The organism is Achromobacter sp. ES-001 (assembly GCF_019448355.1).
GTDB classification, from domain to species: Bacteria; Pseudomonadota; Gammaproteobacteria; order Burkholderiales; family Burkholderiaceae_B; genus Achromobacter; species Achromobacter spanius_B.
The window spans coordinates 5,656,738-5,674,917 of sequence record NZ_CP079940.1; the positions used below are offsets into that span (position 1 = coordinate 5,656,738).

The 18,180-nt window shown below is 63.5% G+C and carries 14 protein-coding genes; 4 read left to right on the plus strand and 10 right to left on the minus strand.

Going from position 1 to position 18,180, the window contains the following annotated elements; genetic code table 11:
- Nucleotides 1-37: 37 nt before the first annotated feature.
- On the plus strand, nt 38-1,000 hold the full coding sequence (locus tag KYT87_RS25640) for a LysR family transcriptional regulator (RefSeq protein ID WP_046807675.1): 963 nt from the start codon (nt 38-40) through the stop codon (nt 998-1,000).
- Between the two features lie 54 nt (nt 1,001-1,054).
- Here KYT87_RS25640 and KYT87_RS25645 read toward each other — a convergent pair whose 3' ends face one another.
- From KYT87_RS25645 to KYT87_RS25675, 7 genes are all read right to left on the minus strand, one after another.
- The gene (locus KYT87_RS25645) at nt 1,055-1,924 is read right to left on the minus strand and encodes an amidohydrolase (RefSeq protein WP_219991161.1); all 870 of its coding nucleotides are present in this window, start codon (nt 1,922-1,924) and stop codon (nt 1,055-1,057) included.
- Entirely contained in the window at nt 1,921-2,535 is a 615-nt protein-coding gene (locus KYT87_RS25650) for a carboxymuconolactone decarboxylase family protein (RefSeq protein WP_219991162.1), read from the minus strand. Before KYT87_RS25650 ends, KYT87_RS25645 begins: the two co-directional genes overlap by 4 nt.
- A 118-nt stretch (nt 2,536-2,653) precedes the next feature.
- Nucleotides 2,654-3,268, minus strand: a complete 615-nt coding sequence (locus KYT87_RS25655; protein ID WP_219991163.1) for a glutathione S-transferase family protein — start codon at nt 3,266-3,268, stop codon at nt 2,654-2,656.
- 36 nt (nt 3,269-3,304) lie between these two features.
- On the minus strand, nt 3,305-3,949 hold the full coding sequence (locus KYT87_RS25660; RefSeq protein ID WP_219991164.1) for a flavin reductase family protein: 645 nt from the start codon (nt 3,947-3,949) through the stop codon (nt 3,305-3,307).
- 36 nt (nt 3,950-3,985) lie between these two features.
- Nucleotides 3,986-4,969, minus strand: coding sequence for a tripartite tricarboxylate transporter substrate binding protein (locus tag KYT87_RS25665; protein WP_219991165.1), 984 nt, complete (start codon nt 4,967-4,969; stop codon nt 3,986-3,988).
- A 51-nt stretch (nt 4,970-5,020) separates the two neighbouring features.
- The gene (locus KYT87_RS25670) at nt 5,021-6,019 is read right to left on the minus strand and encodes a tripartite tricarboxylate transporter substrate binding protein (RefSeq protein WP_046807670.1); all 999 of its coding nucleotides are present in this window, start codon (nt 6,017-6,019) and stop codon (nt 5,021-5,023) included.
- Nucleotides 6,020-6,116: 97 nt separating this feature from the next.
- Complete coding sequence (locus KYT87_RS25675; protein WP_219992779.1) at nt 6,117-6,908, minus strand: IclR family transcriptional regulator; 792 nt, start codon at nt 6,906-6,908, stop codon at nt 6,117-6,119.
- Between the two features lie 342 nt (nt 6,909-7,250).
- Between KYT87_RS25675 and KYT87_RS25680 the strand changes: the two genes are divergently transcribed.
- From KYT87_RS25680 to KYT87_RS25690, 3 genes are all read left to right on the plus strand, one after another.
- Nucleotides 7,251-8,240 (plus strand): tripartite tricarboxylate transporter substrate binding protein, encoded by a 990-nt coding sequence (locus KYT87_RS25680; protein WP_143215587.1) that lies wholly within the window; start codon nt 7,251-7,253, stop codon nt 8,238-8,240.
- A gap of 72 nt (nt 8,241-8,312) precedes the next feature.
- The gene (locus tag KYT87_RS25685; protein ID WP_255593561.1) at nt 8,313-10,664 is read left to right on the plus strand and encodes a cytochrome P450/oxidoreductase; all 2,352 of its coding nucleotides are present in this window, start codon (nt 8,313-8,315) and stop codon (nt 10,662-10,664) included.
- A gap of 295 nt (nt 10,665-10,959) precedes the next feature.
- Entirely contained in the window at nt 10,960-12,000 is a 1,041-nt protein-coding gene (locus KYT87_RS25690) for a DUF2235 domain-containing protein (protein ID WP_219991167.1), read from the plus strand.
- 252 nt (nt 12,001-12,252) lie between these two features.
- Here KYT87_RS25690 and KYT87_RS25695 read toward each other — a convergent pair whose 3' ends face one another.
- The 3 genes from KYT87_RS25695 to KYT87_RS25705 form a co-directional block, all read right to left on the minus strand.
- Complete coding sequence (locus KYT87_RS25695; protein WP_255593562.1) at nt 12,253-12,756, minus strand: DUF6708 domain-containing protein; 504 nt, start codon at nt 12,754-12,756, stop codon at nt 12,253-12,255.
- A 329-nt stretch (nt 12,757-13,085) separates the two neighbouring features.
- Entirely contained in the window at nt 13,086-16,346 is a 3,261-nt protein-coding gene (locus KYT87_RS25700; protein ID WP_219991168.1) for a T6SS effector BTH_I2691 family protein, read from the minus strand.
- Nucleotides 16,347-16,872: 526 nt separating this feature from the next.
- On the minus strand, nt 16,873-18,177 hold the full coding sequence (locus KYT87_RS25705; protein WP_046807565.1) for an ABC transporter substrate-binding protein: 1,305 nt from the start codon (nt 18,175-18,177) through the stop codon (nt 16,873-16,875).
- Between the last annotated feature and the right edge of the window lie 3 nt (nt 18,178-18,180).

Sequence of the window (18,180 nt, forward strand, 5' to 3'; positions counted from 1 at the left end):
ATGCCGTTCCTTCTGCCTGCGACCCCGCCCCGCCATCATGCCTTTCGCCAAAGCCACCGGGCTAAGCCTGGACCTGACTGCCGACCTGAACAAATGGAGGGCGTTCCTGGCGATTGCGGAGTTGGGCAGCATCACGCGCGCCGCGCTCTACCTGGACCAGGACCAATCCGTTCTCAGCCGCCGCATCAACGCACTGGAACGCGAGTGCAACGCGCGGCTGTTCAACCGCACCGGTCGCGGCGTGAATTTGTCCGAGGTGGGCCAGCGGCTGTTTCCCTTGGTGCAAACGCTGCTGGGCGACGCCGAACGGCTGGAACTTGAGCTTAACGGCCAGGCGCGCGAGCCCGCGGGCGAAGTCACGCTGGGGCTGTTGCCGTCCACCGCGCATCCGCTGATCCGCCGCTTGTTTTCGCGCCTGCGCAAGCACTTCCCGAAGGTGCACCTGAAGATTCTTGAAGGCTCCAGCGGCCAGATCGAAGAGTGGCTGACGGACAGCCGCGTGGACATCGCCATCCTGTACCGCTATGGCGACAAGTGCCCGCCGGGCGAGCAGGCGCTGGCCTACGTGGATTCCTATCTGGTGGGCGCGGCGGGCGATACGCGCACCGCATCGGGCGAAGTCACGTTCGACCAGCTTAACGGCCTGCCCTTTATCCTGCCGGGCGCGCCGAATGGTTTGCGCAATGCGCTGGACGGCCTGGCGCGAGCGCGCAAGATCACCATCGCGCCGTTGATCGAAGCGGATTCATTGCCGCTGATGAAGTCGATTGTGGAGCACGAGAACATGTACACCGTGCTGCCGCTACATGCCGTCTGGCAAGAGGTGCAGGAAGGCCGGTTAAGCATCGCGGCGCTTCGTGACCCAACGATGGGCCGAATCATTTCCATGGCGTTTTCCAGGTCCAAGGGACCGGGCCGCACCGTCATGGAAGTGGCGGCGCAGATTGAAACGCTGGTGCGGGAAATCGGCGGCGAAGGCGTGTGGCACGCGGAACCTTGAGGGGCAAGGAATCGCCTGCCGCAGGAGCGCCTGCCGCAGGTCCGCCTGCCGCGCTCAATCGAACCCGTACAGACGCGCCGGGTTGTCCACCCATACCTTCTTGCGCAAGCCGTCGTTGCCCAGCCATTCATAGGCCACGTCCACCAGCGCATCGGCCGACGGCGCGGCCGCGCCCATGCGCACGAACGGCCAGTCCGATCCCCACAGCACCTGATCGGGGTTGGCGGCCGTGAAGGCGTCGTGGATGTAGCGGGCATTTTCATAGTCGGGCGCGGCACCCACGCGGCACAACGTCAGCTTCATCCAGATTCGCCCATCCGCCAGCAAGCCGCGCAGCAGCTGAAAGGCCGCATCCTGTTCGCCACGCGCGGGCACCAGGCTGCCCAGGTGGTCGATCACAATCGGCACGTCCAGCGCAGCCAACGCCGGCAGATGCTGCACATACGCATCACAAGGCGCCCATAGCTGGGCATGCAGGCCAAACTGCTTCATGCGTGGCGCCATCGCGGCAATCTGCCCAAAGCCCACGCTGCCGGGAAACAAATTGCCCGCCGGGTCGCGCGCTTCCAGAAAGCGCAGACCGCGCACGCCGCCATCCACCAGCGCCTGCAACTGCGCATCGGTCACCGACGGGTCGGCCACCGCGATGCCGCGCAGCCGCTCACCGCCTTGCGCCAAAGCGTCCAACAACGCCGCCGGGTCCACGCCATAGGGCGCGGGCTGCACCAACACCCCGCGCGCCGCGCCCAGCGTATCCAGCATGCGCAGGTAGCGCGGCGCAGGCGCGTCCGGCGCGGCATAGGACGAGGCGTGTTGCAGGGGAAAGCGGTCATACGGGCCGAACACATGGCAATGCGCATCGCAGGCCAAGGCGGGTAGCGCGTGCCTGGGGGTGACGGGCATGCGTGGCATCTCGGACGTCATGGCTGCTCCTTGCGCGGCAGCGCCGCCAATGGGCTCAAGGCCGGCGCGCCGCCTTGCGTCGGAATATCCAGCGGCGCGGGCGCGTCGTCCGGCATCGGGATGTCGTGTGCGTTCAACGTCATGGACACCATGGTGTAATAGCCGATCACCGCCGTCAGCTCCACCACGCCCACCGCCTGCCATCGCGCTACCGCTTCGGCATAGAGGTCGGGATCGACCTGGCCGGTTTCCTGCAACTGGCGCGAGAACTCGTAGACGACTTCATCGTCGCGCGTGTCGAACCGCGGCATCTCCCGCGCCTGGATGGCGTCCAGCACGGCGTCTGCAATGCCGGCCGCGCGCGCTGCCTGCGCGTGGATATGCCATTCGATCTGGCTGTTCCAGCGGCGTGCCGTCACCACAATGGCCAACTCGCTGACACGCGGCGGCAGGCTGGTGCCAAAGCGCAGCAAGGCGCCCAACGCCTGCCAGCGTTCGGCAAGTTCGGGGCTGTGCAGCGCCGCGCGCAGCGGGCCCACAAGGCGCCCGCGCGGGCCCGAGACGATCTTCTCGTACACGCGTTTCTGGTCCTCGGTCATGCTCTCGGGGGAAGGCAGCGGGATACGGCTCATCATCATCCTCGGTTCAGTTTGTGGCGCGGCGCCCAGTCGGACGCGCCGCGTGCAACGACGCAGGCAACGATGCACGCAACGACCCGCGCATCATCGGGCCACGTTCGATACGGCGCGTTCACGGCGTTTCATCCGGCTGGCTGCGCGCCACCGACGGGCGCGCGCAAAAGCCTTGATGCCAGGCGGCAAGCTTGGGGTGGCTACTGCGCCAATCGATATCCGGAAAACGATAATCCATGTACGACAGCGCGCAACCGATGGCAATCACCCCCAGGTCGAAGCCGGTGGCCGACAACGCGGGCGTCTCGGCTTCCAGCGCGGCCAGCACGGCACGCACCTTCAGCGCAAACGCGTCCAGCCAAGCCGCTGTCTGCTTTTCCACAGGCTTGTTGCGCTCTTGGCGGTACAGCAACAACGCGTCCAGAAACCCATCGCCCAGCGCCTGCCGGCGCTCGGCCACGAGCCGCGCCGTGGCATCGCCAGGCATCAGCCGACCGCCCGTCAGCCCATCCAGATACGCGCAGATGACGCGCGAGTCGTACAAGGCCGTGCCATCTTCCAACACCAACGTGGGCAGCTTGATCAGCGGATTGTCCACCACCAGATCCAGATTGGGCTTGTCCATTGCGACGGGCGTGCGCACCAACTGCACGCGGTCTTCAATACCACCTTCGTATAAAACGATCATCACCTTTCGCACAAACGGCGACCTGGGCGACCAATGCAACTTCATCGTGGTTCTCCTTGGGGTTGCGCGACGGGGCGCGCATCAATGCCCTTGCGCGGGCAGCACCGACGGGTCGTTGGCCGCGGTGGGCGCCAGCATCTGGAACAAATCACTTGTGTGCGCGTACCAACCCGCGCCATGCATGCGGCCCAGCAAGCCCAACGCGGGCGTGTCCACATGAAAGCGATCGCGGTTCAGCAACGCGTCGTCGCGCAGATACATGCCCACCACGCGCGCCAACACGATCACGCGATGCGGCGCGGCCTCGATCACCTGCCACACCTCGCATTCCAGCGCTGCCGGGCTTTGCGCGATGCGCGGCGGCGCGACCAGCGTCGATGGCTGCGTGGACAGCCCCACGCGGGCCAGCTCGTCAACGCTGGCGTCGTAATCCAGGCTGGTCTGGTTCATCTGCCGGGCCAATTCCCTGGACACCACGTTGATCACGAATTCACCCGTGTCCATGATGTTGCGCGACGAATCCTTCCACTGCCCCGCGCGCGGGCCGATGCCCAGCGCCACGATGGGCGGGTCACTGCTGACCACGTTGAAAAACGAAAACGGCGCGGCGTTCAGATCGCCGCGCGCGGACTGGGTCACCACCCAGGCAATAGGCCGTGGCACGACCACGCTGGACAGCAGCTTGAACGCATCGGCGGACGCCAGTTGGCTGAAATCAAAATTCATGGCGGCATCGCCCTGCGGCGGCGTTACGAAGGTTTTTCATTTTGCCAGCAGCCCTAACGAGCCCAGCAACCGCTGCATGTCGGCGCGATCACGGCGCACGTAGGCGTCGGCCTCGGCGGGCGATAAGGACATCAGCTCTATCGCCTGCTCTTGCATCACGCGCCGGTATTCCGGGTCGTCGTTCACGGCCTGCACGGCGCTGCTCAGGCGCTGCACGATGTCGGGCGGCGTGCCGGCGGGCGCGGCCAGGCTGTACCACGTAGCGGCCTCAGCGCCCGCCACGCCGGCTTCGGCCAGCGTGGGCACGTTGGGCAACAGCGGCGAACGCTTGTCGGCTGCGTACGCCAACGCCACCAGCCGCCCTTGGCGAATGAACGGCAGGCTGGCCGACAGGTTCAGCATGGCCAGGTCGATCTGGCCGCCCACCACATCGTTGATGGCGGGCGATGCGCCGGCGTAGGGAATGTGATTGAGCTGCACGTGCGCAGCCTGCTGGAACTGTTCCGCGCCCAGATGCGTGGCGCCGCCCACGCCGGCCGACCCGTAGCTGAGCTTGCCCGGTTCGGCCTTGGCGCGTTCCACCAATTGCGCAACCGTGGTGATGCCACGCGCCGGGTTCACCACCAGCATGATGGGCTGCACGGCCACCACCGAACAAAACGCGAAGCCGTCCACCCCGTCGTAGGGCGTCTTTTGCATCAGCGGCGTCACCACGTGGCCGGCCGACGTGCCCAGCAGCAAGGTGTAGCCGTCCGGCTTGGCGCGGGCCACAAAGCCCGTGCCGATGGACGCGCCGCCGCCTGGTTTGTTTTCCACCACCACCGGTTGGCCCAGCCGCTTTTCCAGTGCGCGGCCCAGACTGCGCGCCACCACGTCGGCCGGGCCGCCCGCCGCGTACGGATTCACCAGCGTCAAGGGGCGGTCAGGATAAGACGCGGCTTGGGCGGCCGGCATCAGCAGTGCAGCCAGCGCCGCCACCATGGCCGCTTTGGCCAAGCGAAACGGATTCATCGATGTCATGGAATTTCCCGTTGAAGGGCGGTCAAGCGCGCGCCCATGGCCGTCTCGCAATCAGTCCGACTTGGCGCCGGACTGCTCGATCACCTTGGCCCACTTCGCCGTGTCCGTCTTGATCTGCGCGGCAAACGCTTCGGGCGTGCTGTGCGTGGTCTGAATGCCGTAGGCCGCCATGCGCTCGACCATTTGCGGTGACGTCATCACCGCCGCGATGTCCTGGTTCAGCTTGTCGATCACCGCGCGCGGCGTACCGGCAGGCGCCAGCACACCTGACCACAGGCTGACTTCGTACGACTCAAAGCCCGGCGTTTCTGAAATCGACGGCACATCGGGCAGCACCGGCAAGCGCTGGCGGCTGGTCACGCCCAGCGCGCGCACCTTGCCCAGCTTGACCTGTTCGATGAAGTTGGATGACGTGTCGATCATCATCGATATCCGGCCCGCCAGGAAATCGTTGATGGCGCCCGACGTGCCCTTGTACGGGATATGGCGGATGTCCACACCCGCCGTGGACTTGAACATTTCGCCGGCCAGATGGCTGGTCGTGCCGTTGCCCGATGAGCTGAACGTCAGTTCGCCCGGCCGCGCCTTCGCCAGCGCCGCCAGTTCCGCCACGGAATTCACTTTCAGATCGGAATTGACCACCAGCAGATTCGACGTCAGGTTGGTCATCGAGATCGGGGCGAAGCTCTTTTGCGGGTCGTAGCGCAGCTTGGGGTACAGCGACGGGTTGATGGTCAGCACGCCCATCGTCGAGTACAGCAGCGTGTAGCCGTCAGGCGCCGCGCTGGCCACGGCTTCCGCGCCGATCGTGCCCCCCGCGCCACCCCGGTTTTCCACCACGATGGCTTGGCCCAGCTTGTCGCCCAGCCCCTGCGCCAGCGCGCGCGCCATCAGATCGGTTGCGCCGCCCGCCGGAAACGGCACCACCATCCGGATGGAGTGGTCAGGATAGGCGCCCGCCACGGCCGGCCCCATCATCCCGACGGCGGATACCGCCGCCCCCACCCGCAGCCACAGGCCGACCGAGGTCAGCGCCCTTGCGATCTTCATACCGTCTCCAAACCTTGTGATTTTTGTGTTTGAAGCATGGTATGCGGCGGGCCGGGGCGGCGCTATGCGCGGTATCGCATATCTGCTTTGCGCAGGGCTACGCCACGTAACCCAACGCCGCGCTGGCGGCCGCGGCTTCTTTTTTTACCGCCGCCACCACCTTGCCGTTGGGCGACACATCAAAGCCACCCGTCGCGCCCAGCGCCGTCAACACCGCGCAGGGCCGGCCCGTGTGGTCATACAGGGGCGCCGACACGGCGCTGATGCCGCGCAGGTTCGTATCCTTGACCGTGGCGCAGCCGGCCGCTTGCACCTGACGCCGCAGCCCACCGATGGGATCGTCGCGGTCCAGCAAGGCGCGCAAATCGTCGGGCGCCTCGGCCAGTTCCGCCAGGGCCATCCGCTGGATCGGGGCTTCGTCCAAAGCGCCCAGAAACGCGCGTCCGGTCGCGGACCACAGCATCGACAGTACCGAGCCCACGCGCACGTTCACCGTGACGGGCAGCGCCGGTTCCTCGAAGCGCACGATGGTCGGGCCCTTGTTGCCCATCACGGCGATGAAGCACGTCACCGCCAGGCTTTCGCGCAGCCGGATCAACACGGGTTCGCTGATGCGCAACGGGTCCGCCTGGCGCATGGCGGCCACGCCCACCATCAGCGCTTCCAGGCCAAGGTGGTACTGCTGCGTGGCCACTTCCTGGTCCACCAGGCCCTCGGCGATCAGGCTCATCAGGTAGCGGTGCACCTTGGCGGGGCTTTCGTCCACGTGCGCGGCCAGCGCGGTCAGGCTTGCGCGCCCGCCCATTCGGGCCAGGCCTTTCAACACCACCATGCCGGTCTCGGCGGCCTGCACGCGCTGGCGCCTTTCGAGCGGGCGGGCGCCCATCATTTCTGGATTCACATCCGCATTCGTGGATGCCTTGGTGGACGCCTTGGTGGATGCCTTCGTGGACGCCTTGGTGGATGCCTTCGTGGACACCTTTGTCGACGCCTTTGTCGACGCCTTGGGGGCAACCTCGTCGAACGTCCGGGCGGACTTGGCGGGCATCTTCTTGGACGGCTTGGATGGGGTCATATCAGCGGTGATTCCTGGCGAATGCGGGCGCGCGGGGCGGCTGGGGGCCTGCCGGCGCGGATCCAAGGTTAACCCTTCTTGAAAAATTACGCATTGCGTATATGATTTACGCAAAAGAAGGGATGCCATCAGGTCATCCCAATACGGAGACAGCCTATGCGCGCCCTGAAACACCCCCTGCTTGCCGGCCTTTTGGCCCTGCCCCTGCTGGCCTGTGCCAGCGCGTTTGCCCAAACCGCACCGGCCAACTACCCGTCCAAACCCGTGCGCTGGGTGGTGCCGTACGCGGCGGGCGGCGGGTCCGACTTCCTGGCCCGCAGCATCGGCCAGGGCCTGACCGGCCGCCTGGGCCAACCCGTCGTCATCGAGAACAAACCCGGTGGCAACACCGCGATTGCCGCCTCGGAAACCGCGCGCGCCCCGGCCGACGGCTACACCATGCTGTCCGCCGACAACGGCACGCTGGTGTTCAACCCGGCGCTGTACAAGAAGCTGTCGTATGACCCGGTCAAGGACCTGGCGCCCGTCACGCTGATGGGCCGCTTTCCCATGATCCTGGTGGTGGGCCCGTCCATGAAGGTCAACACCGTGCAGGAATTTTTGGCCGAGGCCAAGTCACGCAAGGAAGGCCTGGACTACGGTTCCGCTGGCGCGGGCAGCCCGCACCACCTGGCCATGGAACTGCTGAAAGTCGAAAGCGGCCTGACCATGACCCACGTGCCGTATCGCGGCGCATCGCCCGCGCTGGCTGACGTGGCGGGCGGCCAGATCCCCGCCATGATGGTCGACCTGGCGGCCGGCGCGGGCTTCATCAACGGCGGCAAAGTGCGCGCGCTGGCCGTTGCGAACCCCACGCGCCTGCCGCAATTGCCCAACGTGCCGACGTTTGCCGAGATCGGCCTGAAGAACGTCGAGGCCGCCGCGCAGGTGGGCGTCGTGGTGCCGGCGGGTACGCCGCCCGCCGTCATCGATGCGCTGAACAAGCAGGTGGTCGCCACCATCAACGACCCGGCCACGCGCCAGCGCCTGGTGGAATTCGGCATCGAGCCGGTCGGCAACACGCCCGCCGAATACGCCGACATGCTGAAAGGCGAACGAGCCCGCTGGCAAAAGCTGATCAGCGATCTGAAGATCACGCTGGACTAAGCGCAGCCATCACCACCCGCGGCCTGCCGCCCACGCGGCAGGCCGATGCATCACGAATACACGGAAAGCATCATGAGCCAATCGCCCTCTTCCTCGCGCCCGTCGGGCTGTCCCATCGATCACGCGGCGCTGGCCGCGATGCAAAGCCCAACCGGGTGCCCCGTCAGCCCGCGCGCGGCCGAGTTCGACCCCTTTGGCGATGGCTATCAGCAAGACCCGCCCGAATACGTGCGCTGGGCGCGCGAGCAGGAACCCGTGTTCTACAGCCCCAAGCTGGGCTACTGGGTGGTGACCCGCTACGAAGACATCAAGGCGATTTTTCGCGACAACATCACCTTCAGCCCGTCCATCGCGCTGGAAAAAATCACCCCCACCGGCCCCGAGGCCAACGCCGTGCTGGCGTCGTACGGCTACGCCATGAACCGCACGCTGGTCAACGAAGACGAGCCCGCCCACATGCCGCGCCGCCGCGTGCTGATGGACCCGTTCACGCCCGAAGAGCTCAAGCACCACGAGCCCATGGTGCGCCGCCTGACCCGCGAATACGTCGACCGCTTCATCAACGACGGCCGCGCCGATCTCGTCGACCAGATGCTGTGGGAAGTGCCGCTGACCGTGGCGCTGCATTTCCTTGGCGTGCCCGAAGAAGACATGGAGCTGCTGCGCCAATATTCCATCGCGCACACGGTCAACACCTGGGGCCGCCCCAAGCCCGAAGAACAAGTGGCCGTGGCGCATGCCGTGGGCAACTTCTGGCAGCTGGCCGGCAAGATCCTGGACAAGATGCGCCAGGACCCGTCCGGCCCCGGTTGGATGCAATACGGCCTGCGCAAGCAGCAGACGCATCCCGATGTCGTCACCGATTCCTATCTGCATTCCATGATGATGGCCGGCATCGTCGCCGCCCACGAAACCACCGCCAACGCATCGGCCAACGCCATCAAGCTGCTGCTGCAACACCCCGACGCCTGGCGCGAAATCTGCGAAGACCCCGACCTGATTCCCAACGCCGTCGAAGAATGCCTGCGCCATAACGGATCCGTCGCCGCGTGGCGCCGCCTGGCCACGCGCGACGTCGAAATCGCCGGTGTGCCGATTCCGGCAGGCTCCAAGCTGCTGATCGTCACGTCGTCCGCCAACCACGACGAAGGCCAGTTCAACGACGCCGACCTCTTCGACATCCGCCGCGAAAACGCCAGCGACCAACTCACCTTCGGCTACGGCTCGCACCAATGCATGGGCAAGAACCTGGCCCGCATGGAAATGCAGATCTTCCTGGAAGAACTCACCCGCCGCCTGCCGCATATGAAGCTGTCGGAACAGGCGTTTACCTATGTGCCCAACACCTCGTTTCGTGGGCCGGAGCACCTGTGGGTGGAGTGGGACCCGAAGCAGAATCCGGAACTGGCGTCGCCGGAATTGCTGAATGATCAGCACCCCGTGCGCATCGGCGAGCCCTCGTCGCACGCCATCACGCGGCCCGTCGTCGTGCAAAGCGCAGTCGAAGCCGCTGACGGCATCCTGCGCCTGCGCCTGGTGTCGCCGGATGGCAAGCCGCTGCCGCGCTGGACGCCAGGCTCGCACATTGATGTGGAATGCGGCGACACGGGCTTGTCGCGTCAATATTCCTTGTGCGGTGATCCTTCGGAAGCCGGTGTATTTGAAATTGCCGTGCTGAAGGAAACGGAAGGCCGAGGCGGCTCCGCATGGATGCACGCCAACGCGGTGGTCGGCGCACGCTTGCGCATCCGTGGGCCGCGCAATCACTTCCGCATGAACGAAGCGGCCGACAAGCTGATCTTGATTGCCGGCGGCATCGGCATCACCCCCATCAGCGCCATGGCGCGGCGCGCCAAGGAACTGGGCCTGGATTACCAACTGCATTACAGCGGGCGGTCACGCAGCTGCATGGCGATGCTGGACGAACTTGTCGCGTTGCACGGCGACCGCCTGCATGTTCATGTTAAAGACGAAGGCACCCGCGCGGATTACGCGGCGCTGTTGTCCCAGCCGGATGCCGGCACGCAGATTTATGCGTGCGGCCCGCAAGGCTTGCTGGATGGCTTGGCGGCGTGCTGCGCCGCGTGGCCGGAAGATGCGCTGCGCGTGGAGCATTTTCATTCCACCCTGGGCACGCTGGACCCGTCCAAGGAACAGCCATTTGAAGTCGTGCTTAAGGACTCGGGCATCGTCATCAACGTGCCCGCCGATCAGACCTTGTTGACCGCGCTGCGCGGCGCCAATATCGACGTGCAGAGCGACTGCGAAGAAGGCCTCTGCGGATCGTGCGAGGTGCGCGTGCTGGAGGGGCAGATTGACCACCGCGACGTCGTGCTCACGCGCGCGGAACGCGACGCGAACAACAAGATGATGGCGTGCTGCTCACGCTCGTGTGGCGGTGGGAAGGTGGTGTTGGAGTTGTGACGATCAACTGATCGCTTCCGCTACCAACCGCTTCTGCGCGGATACCATCCTTTAGGACTCGGATTGCTACACATTATCTAGTTCGACCATCCCGCCTTCGGGATTCGCCTGCGCCGTCACCCCGGCGCAGGCTTTTTTATGCCCAGTCGGTTAGTAAAAAAAGCGGTGTACATGCCGCCAGCAGGGAAACCACGCGGGCGGCAAACGCGTAACCCGCGTGATAGCGTGCCTCACGCGGGCGTCATCCCAGCCAGCAGCAGATGTATCGCAAGACTCGATCTGTGGGGAGCCGAGCATGCAGAAGAATCTGGCCATCTTCTTTGACGGTACGTGGAACGAACCCAACGACCGCACCAACGCCTACGAGCTTTACAAAGCCGCGCCCGAAACCAGCACGCAGGAAACCTTGTACATCGAAGGCGTCGGCACGCAAGGCCAAGGCCTGTGGGCCGCCATCGACAAATTCCTGGGCGGCGCATTCGGCGCCGGCCTGTCCGCCAATATCCGCCAGGGCTACCGATGGCTGTGCCAACGCCAGGAACCAGGGGACCACATTTTCCTGTTCGGCTTCAGCCGTGGCGCGTACTCGGCACGCAGCCTGGCCGGCATGGTGCGCAAATGCGGGCTGCTTAAAAACCCCACAGACGACAACGTCGCCGAAGCGTACGCGCTTTACCGCGATGAGTGCCTGCCCTCGTCCATCGACGCCATTTCGTTTCGCGCTCAGTTCTCGCGCGACACCGACCTGCATTTCGTCGGCGTCTGGGACACGGTGGGCAGCCTGGGCATACCCGTCGGCGGCATTTCGTTTCCCGGGTTTTCAAAGTTCTATAACTTCCACGACACCGAACTGAGCAACCACGTCCGCAACGCCTATCACGCCATCGCAACGAACGAATACCGCGAGCCGTATTTCCCAACGCTATGGACAAGGCTGGCAACATCCGAACCGCGCCCGCCGGACAGGCCGGTTGAACAGCGCTGGTTCATCGGCGCGCACTCGGATATCGGCGGAGGATATCGCGACGGGAGTTTGCAGACACTACCGGCAGCGTGGATCCAGGAAAAGGCGCGGCAGGTGGGGTTGGAAGCCGGCACCGCGCAGCGCATCTCCACCGACTATGACCAGTGCAATCCGCACGACTCGTACAAGGAGTTCACCGAGAAGGTGCTGATTCATGTGAAGAAGCAAGCGCGGGTTTGGGACGGCGAGACCGTGTTGAATCTGACGGTGGATGAAAGAGTGGTGAGGCGGGTGGAAGGGAACGCGGAGTATTTGAAGGAGTTTCCGAATTTCAGGGAGGCGGTGGCGGCCTTGCCGGTGGGGCGGGGGTAGCCCAGACGCTTGCCTCGCACATCCAAATTATTAAACCTATCCTAGACTGGCTAGGTCCCAAAGTGATAGTTCGGGGCGCATTCGCGCAGCGCCGGAGCCACTTCCGGCGGCTCGTTCGGACCCGGAAGATCACGCTTCCAACCGGCGCAGGAAGGATTGAGCATCGATCTGGGCATTACGCTTCCTCCGTCATGCTGATGCGGACGTAGCTGTTAAGGTCATCCCTGTCAGGCGCAATCGTGATTGATCTCATCACCGCCCTTCTCCCCTGCCCTCCAACCCACGCGAATATTCGCTAGATCGCGACTCCCAATCCATCGCCTCCGGCCACTCCACCCGAGGCGCCCACCGCAATGCCAGGTTGTACGCCGGCACATCGTTCGCATCGCGCGGTTCGATGTCGCACGGCGGCAAGGCTTGCGGGCCTTGCTGCATATAGGTGCAGACGTAGGCCCAGAGGTTGTCCAGGTCGTGGTTGTAGGTGCTGAGGTGGAAGCGTTCGATGACGTCGTTGGTACCGGGTTTGACGATGGCGAGGGACACGCCCCACTTGATCATCAAGCCCCCGCCGGAGGTGACGCCCCATTGCTCCCAGAGTTCGGCGCGCACGTCGTCCCAGGGGTAGCTGGCGGTGGTGACGTACCAGCGGGTGAACGGGTTCCACCAGACCATGTGGAAGCCGTAGACGTAGATGCGGCGGCGGGCGCGGTTGAAGCGGATGGGGAGGTCGCGTGGGGGCAGAACATCAGCCTTCACAAAGAGAAAGACCGAATACCATCCGATCAAAAAAGTCGCGCACATCCAAATTATTAAACCTGTCCATGACTGGCTAGGTCCCGAATTGATTGCGTGTCCTATTGCATCAGATATACGGAAAACGAGACCAAACAGCAGGGGGCACAAGAAAACCGGTGTCAGCACGAGCAGGCCTCTCACCGCCGAAGATCGTCGAGAAAGTTCCAGATACGTGTCGTCCAGATAGTTCGGGGCGCATTCGCGCAGCGTCGGAGCCACTTCCGGCGGCTCGTTCGGACCCGGAAGATCACGCTTCCAACCGGCGCATGGCGGATTGAGCTGGGGCTTGATCATGACGCGTCCTCCGTCACGCTAAGACTCGCGTAGCCGGCCACATCGTCCTTGTCCGGCCAGTAGCGGATCTCGATTACTGCAGACTTGATGGAATGCAGCGGCTCAAGCCAGTATCTGCAACTTAAGACTGGGCTCTCTCCGTGCGGCATGCGTTGATCGTTTGGCTTCAAGTCTCGAACTTCGTCCAGGATGGGCGCGCGAAGCGGGCTGTTGTGAGAGCAAGCAGCGAGTACCGCGGATGTGATTGCAGGCGTCCGCCTCCCCTTCGCCAACCCAAACCGATCAATGGATAGCGTGAACTCGTAACGCGATCGAAGGGGGTCGAAGCCGGGAAGAACAATTCGATAGCGCAACTCGGTTCCTGTCTCAATTCCTCCTGTTTCCTTGATCAAAAGGATATCCATCGTTATTAACAGATCAGGTTCGATAGGACGCTTGGCCGAGTCAAAACCGAGTTCTGCCTCCATGCCAATTACTGCCGCATTCAATGCGGAGACGGCAGCATCCATTTGATCGGGACTATCCCAGCGTTGTTTAGAAACACCCTGCCCAAAATAGGATCGCCGCGCCCATAACTCCAGGCTGGAAGACTCCTTGGACTTTGCAACATTCAACGTGCCGAATGCCAGCAGCATCAATCCTATCCCTACACCTAGCGGGCCTAGCAGCGCTCCTGACGTCGCCGCCCCATATGCGGAGAATGCGGCCCCCAACCATGACAAAGCTCCGCTAGTGAAGTAGAAGCCCGCCGCCTGATGGTCGCCCAATCTCTCCGTCCGCCCCATTGCTTCAAAACTCCCCACCCCATCCGCCACCCCGCCCAACGCCGCGATTACCCCTCCCGCCTTGATCAGCGTCTTCCCCATCCCGATCGCCCGCGTCACAGCACCGCCCTCCGCTGCCGCCACCCGTCGCATGAACGGCTGCACACTTTCCGCGCCAATTCTCAGCGTCAACCCACCCGCCTCCACACCCGCCCCCAGCAGCCCCACCCCTGCCCCATACAACGCGGCCATCGCTTCCGGATGCCTTGCACCGACAGTCTCCCGCGCCGCCTCCAGGCTGGTACGCACGCTGTCATGCAGGAAATACAAACTGACCAGCGATAGCGCTCCATAGCCGGACCCGACAGACAATCGCTTCAGACTCGTCAGCCCATTCTTCGCGAACTCCTGCGCGTGGGCCGCGCTTAACTCCAAACCCTTTAGCAGTTGCGCCGCCGGGGCTTCCAGGTTCTTCATGCCGACCGAGATCTTTCGCATCGCGCCATGCGACGCCTTGCGCGCCGCATCTTCCGCTTGACGGACCACACCTTCCACCTGGCGCGCCACATTTTCTACTGGATCACCGGCTACTTTCTCAAAGGCGTTGATTCGCTTCCGGATGTCTTCCGCGCTGCCTTCCATCCACAACGACACGTCAATCAGCGTATTGCGCACCGCCGGGTCCGGGATGCTGATCAAGCCGGCGAACACAAACGCGCGCACGCGCCGGCTGGCGTCTTGTTGCAGGGGCTCGCCGACGCGTTGCAGCTCTTCGGCGCAGATGGACAGCAGTTCCCCCACCGTGAGTTGAATCACCACCTGCGTCATCTGCGCCTTGCGGTACAGCCACGCACCGCCCACGTGAACCGCATCGACGGCGGCTTTGGAACCGGCGCTCAAATGTTGATTCAGGCGCTTGCTGGCGCCGTGCATGGCGGTCAGCAGTTGGTCGGCGGCGTCTGCCGCACGGCCTTCTCGCCATGCACCGATTTCTTTGCTGCTGATGATGCCCTTGACGGCGTCGAAGTATTTTTTTCCGGCGTCGTTGGCAACCGCCCCGGCGCCGAACAGCGGGATAAAGGTGGTTTGCAAAAAGGTTTGATGGCCGTTCAAGGCCAGATAGCCGGCGCTGTCGGGATCGCTTAGCAACGACTGCCACGCGGTGCTGGTAGGCCCCAGCGTTTCAGGCTCCGCCGACGCGGCATCAGGCGCAGGCATCGCATCGGTGATCCCGCCGTCCAAACACGCACCAACCGTAATCAAGCGCAGCAGACGCGACCGTTCATCGGTATCGGAATAGTCCATTGCTACGATGCGCTTCCACGCCGCGCTACCCACTACCTGCGCCCAATCCTTGCCATACGCATCGATATCTTTTTCAAACCGCTTGATGTCGCGGTCATACCGCGACTGAAAGCTCGCCCGGCCATGGCGGCGCGGTTCGGCGGGGGGATTGGTTTCCCAGTAGCGTTCTTTCAATCGTTCAACGCGATCGGTGATCTTGGCCTGCACGCGCTCTTGCCGTTCACGCGCGGGGTCCCAGAACACGGGTGGCGTGCCGGACTCGCTGGGCATGATGTCGAGCAAGGGTGTCGGGCTATCCATTGTCTCGGCGTCGGCCTGCACGGCGTACATCTGTTGAATCGCCAGCAGGCATTGCGAGGTCAGGTAGGCATAGCGGCGAGTCGGCTCTTCGGACCACAAGCGCTTCTGCGTATAGGCGGCCAGGCGGACGTTGTTGAGTTCTTCGGCCATGCCGATCGGGTCGGGCAGAACCAGCCCGGTCACGCCTTGCGGCAAGCGGTGCTGCCGTTCCATCAGCGTCAGGTAGTTACGCATGCCCGTGGCTTGCGTCACGCGCGATGACCAGCCGTGAACACTGCCGAAGTCGTCGACACCGCTGACATACTCCGCCACGTGTTTGTTCAACGGATGCACATGTTCCAGCGCCAGCGCGGTGCCACCCGCCGTGGGATCGTCCCGCAACTTGGGCAGATCCACGATGACAAACCGTAGCGGGTAATTGGCATTCAAACCGTCGCCTGACTTGTACGCATCCAGCACCGCCGTCGGCCAAGGGTCTTGCGAATACGCGATCCAGGCGAGCTTGTACTTATCAATGTCGATACCGATGAACGACGCGGGCAAGTCGTGGGCGGCCTGAACGCAGCGCTCGGCCAGCGGAGCAGGCTCGTCGCGCGCCATCTCGTAGGGATTGAAATGCCGCATATGGCCCGCATCGGTCACTTGATAGGCATGCCATACCCTGCGGTCCAGCAGCACATACACATAGCCCTTGCGCATGATGCGCAGCGATTCTTGCAGACCAGGATGCGACAGCGCACCGCGCGCATGTAAGAACGGGCTCTTGACCACCACCGCCGGGCGCAGCAGCAGAATCGGCACGCCGTTGCGTTCGCAGGCGTTGCAACCGCCGGATGGCAGCGGCAAAGTTTCTTCGACGATGTCGATAAGCGATTGGCTGAGCGTCATGCGAACACTCGAAGGCCAAGGCTCTTGCTGGCAATGCAAAACGTTGCGGGGGTAGGCATGACGGGCTCCGTCGTCGTGTCGGCCATGGCGGCCGGGGGGCTTCCGAAGGAAGCGCTAGCCGGACTCATGCAACATCCATGCCGAGCGTCACGTCCTGTCAATAAGCTCCATGAAATCAATGGCTTGCCATGCGGCTAAGACACTTACGACGGAGCTCTCTGATCGGAATCCCTACGAAACCGCCGTTTTCCCCCAGAAAACGGGCCAGTTCTGACCCGATAAAAAAGTATCGCTATTAAATCAATGGCTTGTAGTGGGTCAAAATTGGCCCGATTGGGTCAAATCTGGCCCACGCTGTGAAGAATGACCGCACGCCCCTCTTCCCTAGGGATGCGAACCATGGCTCTCGATCTGTCATCGCACTATGTTTTGCTGAATAAAAAATGCAGTCTGACACCTTAAAAACCAAAAAAAAACCCCGACGATTGCTCGCCGGGGGAGTCCCTGCACACACAACACAGCTTGCTCAGTTCGAATACACCTTGATCTGGTCGCTTTTCAAGACATCCGGGGTCAGGTTCTTTTCAATCCAGCCCATCGACGTGTCTTCCACTCCCGGCGTCACCAGCTCCGCCGGCACGATCGTAATGTCGGCCAGCACCTTGAACGGGTACTTGTCGCTCTTTTTGGTCACGCCGAACAATTGCGCTTCCAGGCCCTGGCCGTCAGCACGGTGCATTTTGACTTCGCGGCCGTAGCCCTTGAAGGACACGTCGTGCATGGCGGCGGCCACTTGTTCCGGGGTGGGCCAGGCGCCGTTGTTGTCCTTGATGGCTTTCTCGTAGCCTGCTTTCAGGCCCTGGATGGCTTGCACCATGTGGTAGACCGAGTAGATCGGATAGGCGCCGGTCTTGTCGTGGAATTTCTTCACGAAGGCCTGGTGCTGCGGATCGTCCTTGGTTTCCGGGTGCAGGAAGTAGTGATCGCCGCGTGCGCCGACGTAGACGCCTTCGGGCAAGGCGTTGCCCAGGCGTTCCAGCGAGCTTTCTGCCAGCGACAGCACGAAGGTAGAGTTCTTGAACAGGTTGCGCTGCGAGGCCTGGCGCACGAAGTTGTCCAGGTCGCCGCCCCATGACGTGGACACGATGACGTCGGGTCGCAGCGCTTGCAGGCGGCTGATTTCCGTGGAGAAGTCGGCGGCGCCGAACTTGGGGAACATCTCGGCCACGACCTTTACGTCGGGCTTGAACTTCTTCAGCGCGGCCAGGAAAATGTCGCGCGAATCGCGGCCCCAGGCGTAGTCCTGGTTGACGATGGCGATGGTCTTGAAGTCGGGCTTGACCTTCATCAGGTACAGCACCTGCGCGACCATTTCGGTGGTGGCGTTGGCTTGCGTGCGCACCACGTACTTGTACTTCTTGCCTTCCAGCGCCTTTTCCGTGCCGCAGTCCCACAGCACGTTCAGCACCTTCAGGTCTTCGGCAACGGGGGCCACGATGTTGCAGTGGCCGCTTGAAATAGCCGACAGCATCACGCGCGTGCCGCCTTCGGCCAGGCGGCGGTATTCGGACAACAGCTTTTCGCCGCCGCCGCCTTCGTCGATGTAGCTGGGCACAAGCTTGACGCCGTCGATGCCGCCTGCCGCGTTGATGTCCTGGATCAGGATTTCAGCGGCGTCGCGCGCCGGCACGCCGAACACCGATGCCGAGCCCGACAGGAAGGTCGAGATGCCGATGTTCAGTTCTTTTGGCTTGTCGGCGGCGCCGGCCAGCGCCGCGAAGCCGGACAGCAGGGTGGCGCCTAACAGCGCGGCCAGTCTTGAGGTTTTCATGGT

Excerpts from the sequence above, each read along its gene's own strand:
- KYT87_RS25640 (WP_046807675.1), top strand. The coding sequence starts at position 38 with ATGCCTTTCGCCAAAGCCACCGGGCTAAGCCTGGACCTGACTGCCGAC.
- KYT87_RS25645 (WP_219991161.1), bottom strand. The coding sequence starts at position 1,924 with ATGACGTCCGAGATGCCACGCATGCCCGTCACCCCCAGGCACGCGCTA.
- KYT87_RS25650 (WP_219991162.1), bottom strand. The coding sequence starts at position 2,535 with ATGAGCCGTATCCCGCTGCCTTCCCCCGAGAGCATGACCGAGGACCAG.
- KYT87_RS25655 (WP_219991163.1), bottom strand. The coding sequence starts at position 3,268 with ATGAAGTTGCATTGGTCGCCCAGGTCGCCGTTTGTGCGAAAGGTGATG.
- KYT87_RS25660 (WP_219991164.1), bottom strand. The coding sequence starts at position 3,949 with ATGAATTTTGATTTCAGCCAACTGGCGTCCGCCGATGCGTTCAAGCTG.
- KYT87_RS25665 (WP_219991165.1), bottom strand. The coding sequence starts at position 4,969 with ATGACATCGATGAATCCGTTTCGCTTGGCCAAAGCGGCCATGGTGGCG.
- KYT87_RS25670 (WP_046807670.1), bottom strand. The coding sequence starts at position 6,019 with ATGAAGATCGCAAGGGCGCTGACCTCGGTCGGCCTGTGGCTGCGGGTG.
- KYT87_RS25675 (WP_219992779.1), bottom strand. The coding sequence starts at position 6,908 with ATGATGGGCGCCCGCCCGCTCGAAAGGCGCCAGCGCGTGCAGGCCGCC.
- KYT87_RS25680 (WP_143215587.1), top strand. The coding sequence starts at position 7,251 with ATGCGCGCCCTGAAACACCCCCTGCTTGCCGGCCTTTTGGCCCTGCCC.
- KYT87_RS25685 (WP_255593561.1), top strand. The coding sequence starts at position 8,313 with ATGAGCCAATCGCCCTCTTCCTCGCGCCCGTCGGGCTGTCCCATCGAT.
- KYT87_RS25690 (WP_219991167.1), top strand. The coding sequence starts at position 10,960 with ATGCAGAAGAATCTGGCCATCTTCTTTGACGGTACGTGGAACGAACCC.
- KYT87_RS25700 (WP_219991168.1), bottom strand. The coding sequence starts at position 16,346 with ATGACGCTCAGCCAATCGCTTATCGACATCGTCGAAGAAACTTTGCCG.
- KYT87_RS25705 (WP_046807565.1), bottom strand. The coding sequence starts at position 18,177 with ATGAAAACCTCAAGACTGGCCGCGCTGTTAGGCGCCACCCTGCTGTCC.